An 11896-nucleotide genomic window follows, 5' to 3' on the forward strand; every position below is an offset into this window, starting at 1 on the left:
CAACCTTAGTTCATGTTTTTAGACAACATTATTGAATTAGGATTAGCAATTTTTATGTCTAGGGACTAGCGCTAGAGAAGAAAGATTGTAAATTTAATTCAGCCAAAATGGTGGGGGTACAACGTTGTTGTACCCCCACCAATGATATATGTTTCACACAATGGAAAATGACTATAAATTTATTATTTTCATCTCCAATTATAAAAACTCTCTGGAAAGTTGACTCATTTTTGTTTCCAATATGTAAATTGGCTTTATTAACCAATATTTAGATTTTGGTTTGAACAATTTAACCAATTTTCTCACTATTTTTAGTTTGAATGTCAATTTCAAGTTAAAAATCCAAAATCCTCTCTGGGAAAGTTCTAAGCGGAAGTTTCCTCCACTCAGAACTTTCCGCAACATCTAAAATTGATAACTTCAACCATGTTGAACACGCTGTTCAAATTGCTCGCGAGTTTTTTCAACTACTTCAACAGCAGCAGAATAGATATCATTATGTTCCTGTTGCAGCCAGGTTAAAAGGCTAGCAATTTGAGCATTTCTTAAATCTAGATCTGTTTGAAAAATAATTGAAGTTGCCATCAATTGAGCGTATTGAGGTTGATGTCCTTGTTGCACTAAATGAGCAATTAAGCCAGCTAAAGCTTCTTGTCGGACTGGATCTGTATTTGCTTCCTTATACATGGTTTCTAGACAACGATATTTGTTGCAATCATCCTATTTCATGTAAGTGACCATTTTGTATCCGTAGTTTTACTGAAATTACTACGTAATAGAGCCTTAAAAAAAGGATGCTTTTTTAACCCTGTATTTTGATTCTGAGTTTTGTAACAAGACTAACTAATACAAAACAAACAATATGGAATTTAAGACATACAACTCAAATCTCATCAACGTTTTGACAGTATACAACTTAAACATCTGTAAGTATTTATGTTGTATCTTCCTGAACGTTGTTATATTTGTTTACAGTATTTTGGGTGTGATTCTATTTACATTTCAATCGAGTGTTAATAGTATTGTTTTAGTGATTGAGAAATCAATCCGAAAAACAACAACAATGAGTTAAGGTTCAAATTTATGGCAGTCGAAAAAACTAATTCCTCTTCAAGCTTGGCCGAAGTTATTGATCGTATCTTAGACAAAGGTATCGTTGTAGATGCTTGGGTACGTGTATCTCTAGTTGGTATTGAATTACTTGCTATTGAAGCTCGGATCGTTATCGCTTCTGTTGAAACATATTTGAAATATGCAGAAGCTGTTGGTCTAACTCAGTCAGCCGCAGTACCTGCTTAATTATTAAGTAAATAGAAAATATGAGAATTAGCGCTGACTAATTCTCATGTTAACAAGCCGTCCAAATAATCTCAACAAACAACAATAGGTTAAGGTGCAATCATATGGCAGTTGAAAAGACTAATTCCTCCTCTAGCTTGGCAGAAGTTATCGACCGTATTTTAGACAAAGGTATCGTTGTAGATGCTTGGGTACGTGTTTCCTTAGTTGGTATTGAACTACTTGCTATTGAAGCTCGGATCGTTATCGCTTCCGTTGAAACATACTTGAAGTATGCAGAAGCTGTTGGTCTAACTCAATCTGCTGCAGTACCTGCTTAATCATTAAGCAGAGTCCATAATATCAGAATTGCTGAGTTAGCAATTCTGATATTTATACTGCTTTTATCTAATTATCCAAAAGATTCTTGCAACAAGATTTATCCCAGGATAACAGGAAAAAGGCAGATATTGCTTGAGCCACATTTGCTGGAGATAAACCATCCAGAAAATGTGGTTGATTCACAGTGATTTTAGTATGATTGCGGAGAAAATCATGACTCCTTTAATGATCAGAATCCGGCAAGAGCATCGAGGAATAGCAGAGGAAGTAACTCAACTATTTAAAGATACTCAAGAATTCTTGTCCGTGACCACAGCGCAAAGACAAGCGCAAGCTAAAGAACAAGCTGAAAATCTGCATCAGTTCCATAAGGATCTGGAGAAAGACACTGAAGAGTTTTTAACAGATACAGCTAAAGAAAGAATGGCTAAAGCCAAACAGCAAGCTGAAGATCTGTTCCAATTCCATAAGGAAATGGCAGAAAACACCCAAGAGTTTTTGTCAGAAACAGCTAAAGAAAGAATGGCGCAAGCTCAAGAGCAAGCTCGACAATTGCGCGAATTCCATCAAAACCTTGAGCAAACAACCAACGAATTTTTAGCTGACACAGCTAAAGAAAGAATGGCGCAAGCTCAAGAACAAAAACAACAGCTACATCAATTCCGTCAGGATTTGTTTGCTAGCATTTTTGGTACATTTTAGTCTTGCATTAATGCTCCCAACTAATAGATTTTATCTGTTGAAGAATGGGGCTAAATAGTAAAACCCCCTAATCTTCCAGGTAAAAACTGGTAAGACCAGGGGGTAGTCAAATTCAACAATGAGTTTTAGCACGAAACTTAAATAACATATATCGGCACTGATTACAAGGCTTTAGTAAAAAAAACTAACAACCTGTATCTCGTTTCAATCAGTGAACAATAAATAACTCTAACGAATATTGATAGTAACAACAATCGATAGAGCTTTATTTATAGTTTCTGCTCCTATCTTACCACATTGATGTCATTTATGCATCGAATGTTGTGTTTTTTTTGTAAAGTTCTCTTCCCACCATCATTAACTTATGACTAATACCGAAAATCATAAAAAAAGAGCTGTTCTTCGTGTCCGTCCTGGTCAGTTTGTAGTCACACCAGCTATTGAAAAAGTAGCAATTCGAGCGTTACGTTATCTCACATCAGGATTTGCTATTCATTTACGCGGGCCAGCTGGGACAGGTAAAACGACCTTAGCTATGCATTTAGCTAATTGTCTAGATAGACCAATCATGTTGATTTTCGGAGATGACGAATTTAAAAGTTCTGATTTAATCGGCAGCGAATCTGGCTATACACATAAAAAATTATTAGACAATTATATTCACAACGTTCTGAAAGTTGAAGACGAACTCAAACAAAATTGGGTTGATTCTCGCTTAACTTTAGCTTGTCGGGAAGGTTTAACCTTAGTCTACGACGAGTTTAACCGTTCACGTCCAGAAGTAAATAACGTTTTACTGTCGGCCTTAGAAGAAAAAATCCTCACTCTTCCGCCTAGCAGTAATCAGCCAGAATATTTACATGTTCACCCCAAATTCCGGGCTATTTTTACCTCCAATCCTGAAGAATATTGCGGAGTTCACTCCACTCAGGATGCTTTGATGGATCGGTTGGTAACCATTAATATGCCGGAACCAGATGAGCAAACTCAGATTGAAATCTTAACTCATAAAACAGGGATTCATCACGAGTATGCACAGTTAATTGCACGCTTAGTAAAAGCATTTCGTTCGGCAACTGGTGCTGAGAAAACTTCTGGATTGCGGTCTTGTTTGATGGTTGCAAAAGTGTGTGCAGAACACGATATTTTGGTCACACCTGAAAATACAGATTTCCGAGAAATTTGTGCAGATGTCTTGTTCAATCGCACCAATTTATCGGCAAGTGATGCTACAACGCTGTTTCTGGAATTGCTGAACCACGTACAAGTAAAACCAGTAGAACCAGTTGATGATAGCGATCCCTATGATGTGGCTGAGGCTGAAATAGTTGGTGCAGCAGAACCACAAACAGATGCGATCGCAGAACCAGTGACACTAGACGAAAGCTTATTAAGCGACCAACCCAACTAATGTTTTCCTCAAATAAAGCTTAGTACTCAATCAAGACTGTGGTTAATTTCATTCAAGAGTTTAATTCATCGTGACTACTACACCCATCCTGCCAACACGTTCTCAATCTAACTCCAGCCGAGCTATTACTACATCTACTCAAGGTTCTACCTTGGCAGATATTCTCGAGCGAGTTTTAGATAAGGGAATTGTGATTGCTGGTGATATTTCTGTATCTATCGCCTCTACAGAACTGCTGCATATCCGTATCCGCTTATTAATTTCCTCCGTTGATAAAGCTAAAGAGTTGGGCATTAATTGGTGGGAAAATGACCCTTACCTCAGTAGCAAATCTCAACGTTTAGTTGAGGAAAACCAACAACTTCAGCAGCGATTGGAAAGTTTAGAAGCACAGTTACGTTCGCTAACTGCTGCTAAGATAAACAACCCAGAGCTATTTCCAGTCAATGCTGAAGATAATGGCCAAAGCGATGAAGAAAATGTGCCATTGCCTATGAATTATCAGCCTAATGACTAGGCTAAGTAGACTTACATCCCAACAATTCAAGCGCTACAAAACAATTAACAAAAGGTGGCATCATGGCAATGGTTTGCACTCCATCTGAAAATTCCAACGATTTGCTAGCTACCAATTCCAAAGCTAATAACCAAGCTGGCTTAGTTCCTTTACTCTTAACTGTAGTGGAACTAATCCGTCAGCTGATGGAAGCTCAAGTAATCAGACGTATGGAAGAGGAGTGCCTTAGTGAATCTGACTTAGAGCGAGCTGCAGAAAGTTTGCAAAAGTTAGAGGAACAAGTTTTAAATTTATGTCAGATTTTTGAGATTGATCCAGCAGACTTAAATATCCATTTAGGAGAACTTGGTAGTCTTTTACCTGCTGCTGGATCTTATTATCCTGGTGAAACTGGAAATACTCCATCTGTACTAGAACTGTTAGACCGTCTGTTGAACACCGGAGTTGTGGTGGACGGAGAACTAGATTTAGGCGTTGCTCAACTCAATTTAATTCACGCTAAATTGCGGTTAGTTTTAACCTCAAAACCTTTAAATACAAAGTAATTTTTTATGGATGCTGGTCTTTATTTGTACGGTATTTTTTCCGATCCAATTCCTCCAACAGTTAGCTTAAAAGGATTGGATTCCCAACCTGTTTATAGCCAAGTAATTGAAGGTTTTACCTTTTTATACTCAGATGCTAAACAAGAAAAATATTTAGCTTCGCGGCGGAATTTAATTAGCCATGAAAAAGTTTTAGAGCAAGCAATGCAGGAAGGCTTTCGGACTCTGCTACCTCTGCGGTTTGGATTAGTTGTGAAAAATTGGGAAACAGTAATTTCACAACTAATCCAACCATGTGAGCGACAGCTGCGAGATCTGTTTCAAAAATTGGCGGGTAAGCGAGAAGTTAGCGTCAAAATTTTGTGGGATACCAAGGCGGAATTACAAGCAATGATGCAGTCTAATCCCGACTTGAAGCAAAAGCGCGACCAGATGGAAGGCAAAAATTTGAGTATGGAGGAAGTGATTGAAATTGGGCAGTTAATTGAAAGTAATTTACAGCAACGCAAAGAAGCTGTAATTAAAACTTTCTTTGATGAACTCAAACCCTTGGCAGAAGAAGTTGTAGAAAGCGAACCGATGATGGAAGAAATGATCTACAACGCTGCTTTTCTCATTCCTTGGGATCAGGAAGCTTTATTTAGCCAACGTGTAGAAGCTATAGACAAAAAATTTGGCGATCGCTTACGTATTCGCTACAACAATTTTACTGCACCTTATACATTTGCTCAGATTTCTTAATTGGAGGTGATGATTATGCTTGGTAAAATTTTACTATTTCCAGTCATGGGGCCAATTAGTGGGCTGATGTGGATTGGAGAACAAATTCAAGAGCGTACTGATACAGAATTTGACGCGCAAGAGAATTTGCATAAACAATTACTCAGTCTGCAACTTTCTTTTGATATTGGCGAAATTTCTGAAGAGGACTTTGAGGAGCAAGAAGAAGAACTACTGCTGAAAATTCAAGCTTTGGAAGAAGAAAAAGCCCGTTTAGAAGCTGAATCAATAGAGGATGAAGAGGATGAAGTAGAACCAACTTACTTCATCGCTGAAGTTGAGGAAGATAAAGTACTTGCAGAGGCATTTCGAGGCAATAAAAAATATGAGGATAATGAAAATTTAGTATTATCTCCCTAAAATTATCAGCCAATTACTTTTATAGATAATTAAATTAAAAACCCGCATTTGCGGGTTAATAATTTAATGTTACTTGTTCTAATAGTAGCTAATTACTAAAAAATTTGAAACTTAATATTCAATTTCAAAAGCTTGGTAATTGTTAGCTTCAAAAAAGATATTAGGACGCTTAGGTAAATTAGGATGTCTATGGTCGGATTGGCGTAATTTATTAATATTTTGTTCTGTGTCGGCTATCTGGTCTTTTAGGGAATTCAAACGCTGTTTTAAAATAACTGTGCGCTGTTCTATAAAATGTAACTCCTGCTTAATTCTTTGCTGTTCTGTTACAAGTTTATAGAGTTCTAACTGGCTGGAAGCTTCAGATTTACTACGAGGCATAGTAGTTACTTTAGGTCTAATTGTGCCGCGATTACGAAGATTTTTCATTTAATTTTCCTGAACAATTGATTGTATTATAACCAAGAAAATCGGATTGTAAAGGATAAAAATATATTTAATATTTTTTAAAATTTGTGTCAGTATGGATGCACTAAAAACAAACATAATTCTCACTCATTTTGATTTGGTTGCCAGAATGGAATCATTAAATCTCTACACTTATGCTTTTTTTAATACTCCTGATATTCCCTTAAATTTACCAGAGGGTAATACTAGTCAGTTATTCTTAATTCATGGTTCTGGTATTTCTGCCGTTGTTGAGCCAGGAATATCTTTAGAATCAGTGCAAAATAATGATGAACAAGTTATCAAAATGGTTTTAGCTCACGATCGCATTATTCGTGAACTATTTCAACAAACCACAATTTTACCTTTGCGTTTTGGTACTTCTTTTGCTTCTCCAGCCACATTACTCAAGCATATAGAATCTCACGGTGCAGAGTATCGTGAGAAATTAGATTATATTCAAGGGAAAACTGAATATAATTTAAAACTTCTACCTCGGATTTTTCAAGAACCCGTAAAATCCTCTATCAGTGGAGGTAGAGATTATTTTTTAGCGAAAAAACAACATTTTGAAAATCAAAAAGCTTACATGATTGCACAGGCTGAAGAAAAATCCAGTCTGGTTAATCTCATCACCGATATTTATCAATCTGCTGTGATTGTTCAAGATAAAGGCGAAGAAATTCGGGTTTACTTTTTAGTTAACCATCAAGACAAACTTTCATTCTTAGAGCAGTTTTTAACTTGGCAAGAAGCTTGCCCCCGTTGGGATTTTTGCTTAGGAGAAGGATTACCTCCTTACCACTTTGTTTGACTATTATTTACCAGCTTTGCTATAAATTTCTAGGTTTATGATGAACCACTACGACTTACTTAATTTAGTCATGTTTAGCGGCAAAGGTGGGGTTGGTAAAACCACCATCTCTTGCAGTTTTGCGCGTTATTGGGCTAAGAAGTTTCCTCAAGAAAGAATTTTGTTACTTTCTACAGATCCAGCACATTCTTTAGGCGATGTCTTACTTGCAGAAGTAAACGACACAGCTTTACCCCTAGCCGATTTGCCTAATTTAAGCGTGCAAGCATTAGATGCCCAAAAGCTGCTGTTAGAATTTAAAGCAAAGTATAGCCGTTTTTTAGAATTACTAGTTGAACGAGGTAGTTTAGCAGATGGCGAAGACCTAGCACCAGTTTGGGATTTAAATTGGCCGGGTTTAAATGAACTGATGGGTTTGCTAGAAATTCAACGTCTGCTTTCAGAAAAGCAGGTGGATCGGGTAGTTCTCGATATGGCTCCTTCTGGGCATACATTAAATTTATTACGATTAAAAGATTTTTTAGATGTTATTTTAAATTCCTTTGAATTATTCCAAGAAAAACATCGAGTGATTACCAAAAGTTTTACGGGTAATTACACAGAAGATGATGTTGATCGCTTCTTGATTGACATGAAATTTCAATTAGCAGAAGGCAGACGATTACTGCAAGATGAGAAATTTACTGGCTGTTTAGTAGTCGCAGTTTCAGAACCGATGTGTTTGTTAGAAACTGAGCGCTTTTTAGCTAGTTTAAAAGATTTAGAAGTCCCCTATGCAGGATTATTTGTCAATCGCTGTTTGACAGATAATGAAGTAGAAACAGACCGTTATGCAGAACAGCAAAATTTGCTCACAAAATACTTACAGATAGCACCTGAAAAACCTGTATTCATCGTACCCCAACAACAAGCACCTCCCTTAGGTAGCAAGTTGTTAGATAGTTTAGCTGCCCAAATTCAAATCATTGACCATGTTGAAATTGCACCACCACCAATAATTCAATGGCCCAATAAAATCTTGCCGAGTTTTGGTGATTTTTTGGCTCAAGGATGTCAACTAATTATTGTGGGTGGTAAAGGAGGTGTAGGTAAAACCACAGTAGCAGCCGCTATAGGTTGGGCTTGCGCCCAGCATTATCCCCATAAAAAAATTCGAGTAATTTCCATAGATCCGGCTCATTCTTTAGGAGATGCTTTTGGGCAAACTTTGGGACATGAGCCTGTCATGCTAACTGCTAATTTGAGCGGACAAGAAGTTGATGAAACTAAAGTAATCGACAAATTCCGTTCAGATTATCTGTGGGAATTAGCAGATATGATTAGTGGGGAAGGCTCGCAAACAGATTCCACAGTGAATGTTGCTTACTTACCAGAAGCTTGGCGGCAGATTATGTCTCAAGCTTTACCTGGCATTGATGAGATATTATCTCTGGTCACTGTGATGGATCTATTAGATAGTAACCAAGCAGATTTAATTATTTTAGATACAGCACCAACAGGCCATCTCCTGCGCTTTTTAGAAATGCCATCGGCTTTAGGAGATTGGTTAACCTGGATATTTAAGCTGTGGATGAAATATCAAAATGTTTTGGGTCATGTAGATGTAATTGGGCGGTTGCGGGGTTTACGGCAACAAGTTGTACAGGCACAAAAGAAGTTAAAAAATCCCAAAGATACGCAATTTATTGGTGTAATTCAAGCAGAAGCGGCAATTATTGCTGAACATATTAGATTAACAGAATCTTTGAAAAAGATGGGAGTTAATCAACCTTATGTGGTGCAAAATCGCTACAATCCACAAGCGGAAATTGATGGCAGTTTGTTCCCCGAACAAACAATTATCCGCTTACCGAATTTACCACGTTCTGTAGAGCCGGTAGTGAGAGTTCAATGTGCAGCACATCTGTTATTTGAATTTGAAGAATTAATTGCCAATAACAGCTAAATGCCAGAAAAGCGGGATTTTTAAAGTTAACTATCTGAGGTATTTTATGAGTGAGTTATTTAAGGGATTTGAGCAATTCTTAGAGTTAGTGAAAACTCTAGAAGAAAAAGTGGAAAAGGGCGAGATTAAAACAGATGTGCAAATTAACTCTCGCCCAATGAGCAGTATTCCTCGTTATGGGAATGTGCCACGCCCCAATAATATGGCTAATGATGTTGGTACTAGTCGCTTCCGCACTCAACCTCCAGCTAATTCTGGTGGTGGTGCTAGCAATGGCGGTGGCGGTAATGGCGGAGGTTCTGAATCTGTGATTCCACCTGATGCACCTTCGGGTTATAGCCTCAAAGATGTGGGTGGATTGAGTGAAGTTCTCAAAGAACTGAAGGAACTGATTGCTATTCCCTTAAAACGTCCCGATTTATTAGCAAAGCTGGGGTTAGAACCTACAAGGGGTGTATTGTTAGTTGGGCCTCCTGGGACAGGTAAAACTCTCACCGCCCGCGCTTTAGCAGAAGAACTCGGCGTTAACTATATCGCCCTCGTTGGGCCAGAAGTCATCAGTAAATATTACGGTGAAGCCGAGCAAAGACTACGGGGAATTTTTGAGAAAGCTGCTAAAAATGCTCCCTGTATTATCTTTATTGATGAAATTGATAGTTTAGCTCCAGACCGCAGCGCTGTGGAAGGGGAAGTAGAAAAACGTTTAGTAGCCCAACTATTGAGTTTGATGGATGGTTTCTCTCAAAGCCAAGGTGTAATTGTCTTAGCGGCGACAAATCGCCCCGATCATCTTGACCCGGCTTTACGCCGCCCAGGAAGATTTGATCGGGAAGTTCAGTTCCGCATTCCCGACTGTAACGGGCGTAAAGAAATTCTACAAATTCTCACCCGCGCTATGCCCTTAGATGGGACAGTTGACCTGGATTTCATTGCTGAAAGAGCAGTGGGATTTGTGGGGGCTGATTTGAAAGCTGTTTGTCAAAAAGCTGCTTATACTGCGTTGCGCCGTCATGTTCCTTCGATTGAGGAAAAAGTTCCAGAAAATATGACTGTTAACCAGTCAGACTTTTTACAAGCCCTCAAAGAAATCAAACCTGCGGTACTGCGGAGTGTCGAAGTTGAAGTTCCTCATATAGCTTGGGAAGATATCGGTGGTTTGGAATCAATTAAACAAACCCTGCGCGAATCTGTGGAAGGGGCGTTACTGTATCCAGAACTGTATCTGCAAACCAAAGCCCTAGCACCCAAAGGCATATTATTGTGGGGGCCTCCGGGAACGGGTAAAACCTTACTAGCCAAAGCTGTGGCTTCCCAAGCTAGAGCCAACTTTATTGGTGTGAACGGCCCAGAATTACTGAGCCGTTGGGTGGGAGCCAGCGAACAAGCAGTACGGGAACTATTTGCCAAAGCCAGACAAGCAGACCCCTGCGTAGTCTTTATTGATGAAATTGATACCTTAGCCCCAGCCCGAGGCAGTTACAATGGTGATTCTGGAGTAAGCGATCGCGTAGTTGGTCAATTACTCACTGAATTAGATGGTTTACAAGTGGGAACTACTATCTTAGTAATTGGTGCCACCAATAGACCTGATGCTCTAGACCCAGCTTTATTACGTGCTGGACGCTTAGATTTACAAATGAAAGTAGATCTACCAGATCTCAGCAGCCGTCTGTCAATCTTGAAAGTTCATAGCCAAGGAAGACCTCTGCAAGATGTGGATTTGGAATATTGGGCAGAGATGACCAAAGGCTGGAATGGTGCAGACTTAACATTGCTGTGTAATCAAGCGGCTGTGGAAGCAATTCGCCGTTTCCGTTCCCAAGGGCAGACAGTACCCGCAGATATCAGAATCACTACTGATGATTTTAATTATGCTTATCAGGTGTTGACTGAGCAGCGGCCTGGTTAGGAAGGGGGAAGGGGGAATGGGGAATGGGGAATGGGGAAGGGGAGGGGTTGAAAAATCTTTTCCCTTTAACCTTTAACCTTTTCCCTTTTTCCCTATCAAAGGAAGAAACTCATTATTCTACAAACAAGATTTTTGATTAACTAGAAGACTCGCTTTTTCGGAAAAGTTCTGATTTTCTCTGTATTTATATTTAGTGAACTTGGTTTGCGGGTTCGATTTTATTCTTTGGTTATCGAATATCTTGTGGGGAATTTATGAGTTTAATCAAAAAGCTAACGGTGGGATTTTTAACTGTTGGCACATTAATGAATACAGTATTGCCTGCAATGGCTCGTCCGGCAACCTTGACGACTGACAGCAATTTGCGAACTAGTGCATCTTTAACAGCCTCTGTAGAAGAAGTCTTACCATTGGGCAGTAATGTAGAGGTTTTAAATATTACCTACGGAGATGATGGCGATTATTGGTACTATGTACAGCCAACAGTGGAAGGAACAGCAAACGGTTGGATACGAGGAGATTTAGTTAAGTTCCAGCCAAGCAAGAAGCGTTATGCAACTATAGCTGGGGAGCGTGGATATAAAATTAACGTGCGTTCTTCTCCTAACTTAAACAGCAAAGTGCTGCACAGTGGGCTGTCAGGTGATTTGGTGACAGTGGAGGATTCCTACCAAAATGCAGGTGAATATCGTTGGTATCGTGTCAAGTTCCCAAATAATGCGAGTGGTTGGGTCAGAGAAGACTTGCTATCGATATGGCCCCAAGGATGCATTATTACTTGTCCTGTACATTAGGCGATCGCATCCCATCACCAACCAACAACCAGCAACACTCACAACTACATAG

Annotated in this window: 14 protein-coding genes; 12 read left to right on the forward strand and 2 right to left on the reverse strand. The window is 39.0% G+C overall.

The genetic code is table 11. The features are described 5' to 3' along the window. Positions 1-420: 420 nt before the first annotated feature. Positions 421-687 carry a hypothetical protein gene (locus tag HGR01_RS25740; protein WP_045871252.1) on the reverse strand — a complete coding sequence of 89 codons (267 nt, stop codon included), beginning with the start codon at positions 685-687 and terminating at the stop codon, positions 421-423. A gap of 396 nt (positions 688-1083) precedes the next feature. Here HGR01_RS25740 and gvpA (HGR01_RS25745) point away from each other — a divergent pair, with 396 nt between their 5' ends. From gvpA (HGR01_RS25745) to HGR01_RS25780, 8 genes are all read left to right on the forward strand, one after another. After that, complete coding sequence (gvpA, locus tag HGR01_RS25745; protein ID WP_045871251.1) at positions 1084-1299, forward strand: gas vesicle structural protein GvpA; 216 nt, start codon at positions 1084-1086, stop codon at positions 1297-1299. A gap of 104 nt (positions 1300-1403) precedes the next feature. After that, the gene (gvpA, locus tag HGR01_RS25750; protein ID WP_045871251.1) at positions 1404-1619 is read left to right on the forward strand and encodes a gas vesicle structural protein GvpA; all 216 of its coding nucleotides are present in this window, start codon (positions 1404-1406) and stop codon (positions 1617-1619) included. 214 nt (positions 1620-1833) lie between these two features. Then, a complete protein-coding gene (gene gvpC, locus HGR01_RS25755; RefSeq protein ID WP_045871375.1) occupies positions 1834-2322 on the forward strand; it encodes a gas vesicle protein GvpC in 489 nt (162 codons plus the stop codon). Positions 2323-2686: 364 nt separating this feature from the next. After that, on the forward strand, positions 2687-3733 hold the full coding sequence (gvpN, locus tag HGR01_RS25760) for a gas vesicle protein GvpN (protein ID WP_045871250.1): 1047 nt from the start codon (positions 2687-2689) through the stop codon (positions 3731-3733). Positions 3734-3803: 70 nt separating this feature from the next. Then, positions 3804-4250 (forward strand): gas vesicle protein, encoded by a 447-nt coding sequence (gene gvpJ, locus HGR01_RS25765; protein ID WP_045871249.1) that lies wholly within the window; start codon positions 3804-3806, stop codon positions 4248-4250. A 68-nt stretch (positions 4251-4318) separates the two neighbouring features. Next, positions 4319-4795: a gas vesicle protein K gene (locus HGR01_RS25770; protein WP_096583972.1), complete on the forward strand. Its 477-nt coding sequence runs from the start codon at positions 4319-4321 to the stop codon at positions 4793-4795. Positions 4796-4801: 6 nt separating this feature from the next. Then, complete coding sequence (locus HGR01_RS25775) at positions 4802-5536, forward strand: GvpL/GvpF family gas vesicle protein (RefSeq protein WP_045871247.1); 735 nt, start codon at positions 4802-4804, stop codon at positions 5534-5536. A 15-nt stretch (positions 5537-5551) separates the two neighbouring features. Next, positions 5552-5935, forward strand: a complete 384-nt coding sequence (locus tag HGR01_RS25780) for a gas vesicle protein GvpG (protein ID WP_045871246.1) — start codon at positions 5552-5554, stop codon at positions 5933-5935. Between the two features lie 111 nt (positions 5936-6046). On the opposite strand, the gene HGR01_RS25785 is transcribed toward HGR01_RS25780, so the two are convergent. After that, the gene (locus HGR01_RS25785) at positions 6047-6364 is read right to left on the reverse strand and encodes a hypothetical protein (RefSeq protein ID WP_045871245.1); all 318 of its coding nucleotides are present in this window, start codon (positions 6362-6364) and stop codon (positions 6047-6049) included. Between the two features lie 94 nt (positions 6365-6458). On the opposite strand from HGR01_RS25785, the gene HGR01_RS25790 reads away from it, so the two are divergent. The 4 genes from HGR01_RS25790 to HGR01_RS25805 all read left to right on the forward strand — a co-directional run bounded on the left by HGR01_RS25790 (position 6459) and on the right by HGR01_RS25805 (position 11844). Further along, positions 6459-7196: a GvpL/GvpF family gas vesicle protein gene (locus tag HGR01_RS25790; protein WP_228045348.1), complete on the forward strand. Its 738-nt coding sequence runs from the start codon at positions 6459-6461 to the stop codon at positions 7194-7196. 37 nt (positions 7197-7233) lie between these two features. Beyond that, positions 7234-9141 carry an ArsA family ATPase gene (locus tag HGR01_RS25795; protein WP_045871244.1) on the forward strand — a complete coding sequence of 636 codons (1908 nt, stop codon included), beginning with the start codon at positions 7234-7236 and terminating at the stop codon, positions 9139-9141. Between the two features lie 46 nt (positions 9142-9187). After that, positions 9188-11050 (forward strand): AAA family ATPase, encoded by a 1863-nt coding sequence (locus HGR01_RS25800; RefSeq protein ID WP_045871243.1) that lies wholly within the window; start codon positions 9188-9190, stop codon positions 11048-11050. Between the two features lie 254 nt (positions 11051-11304). Next, positions 11305-11844 (forward strand): SH3 domain-containing protein, encoded by a 540-nt coding sequence (locus HGR01_RS25805; protein WP_052335235.1) that lies wholly within the window; start codon positions 11305-11307, stop codon positions 11842-11844. Positions 11845-11896 lie beyond the last annotated feature (52 nt).

It is taken from the genome of Tolypothrix sp. PCC 7712, from assembly GCF_025860405.1.
Taxonomy (GTDB): Bacteria; Cyanobacteriota; Cyanobacteriia; order Cyanobacteriales; family Nostocaceae; genus Aulosira; species Aulosira diplosiphon.

Bases quoted from the DNA above. Each gene is read 5' to 3' on its own strand.
- HGR01_RS25790 (WP_228045348.1), top strand. From the start codon at position 6,459: ATGGATGCACTAAAAACAAACATAATTCTCACTCATTTTGATTTGGTT.
- gvpC (WP_045871375.1), top strand. From the start codon at position 1,834: ATGACTCCTTTAATGATCAGAATCCGGCAAGAGCATCGAGGAATAGCA.
- HGR01_RS25785 (WP_045871245.1), bottom strand. From the start codon at position 6,364: ATGAAAAATCTTCGTAATCGCGGCACAATTAGACCTAAAGTAACTACT.
- HGR01_RS25780 (WP_045871246.1), top strand. From the start codon at position 5,552: ATGCTTGGTAAAATTTTACTATTTCCAGTCATGGGGCCAATTAGTGGG.
- gvpN (WP_045871250.1), top strand. From the start codon at position 2,687: ATGACTAATACCGAAAATCATAAAAAAAGAGCTGTTCTTCGTGTCCGT.
- HGR01_RS25775 (WP_045871247.1), top strand. From the start codon at position 4,802: ATGGATGCTGGTCTTTATTTGTACGGTATTTTTTCCGATCCAATTCCT.
- HGR01_RS25740 (WP_045871252.1), bottom strand. From the start codon at position 687: ATGTATAAGGAAGCAAATACAGATCCAGTCCGACAAGAAGCTTTAGCT.
- HGR01_RS25805 (WP_052335235.1), top strand. From the start codon at position 11,305: ATGAGTTTAATCAAAAAGCTAACGGTGGGATTTTTAACTGTTGGCACA.
- gvpA (WP_045871251.1), top strand. From the start codon at position 1,404: ATGGCAGTTGAAAAGACTAATTCCTCCTCTAGCTTGGCAGAAGTTATC.
- HGR01_RS25800 (WP_045871243.1), top strand. From the start codon at position 9,188: ATGAGTGAGTTATTTAAGGGATTTGAGCAATTCTTAGAGTTAGTGAAA.
- gvpA (WP_045871251.1), top strand. From the start codon at position 1,084: ATGGCAGTCGAAAAAACTAATTCCTCTTCAAGCTTGGCCGAAGTTATT.
- HGR01_RS25795 (WP_045871244.1), top strand. From the start codon at position 7,234: ATGATGAACCACTACGACTTACTTAATTTAGTCATGTTTAGCGGCAAA.
- HGR01_RS25770 (WP_096583972.1), top strand. From the start codon at position 4,319: ATGGTTTGCACTCCATCTGAAAATTCCAACGATTTGCTAGCTACCAAT.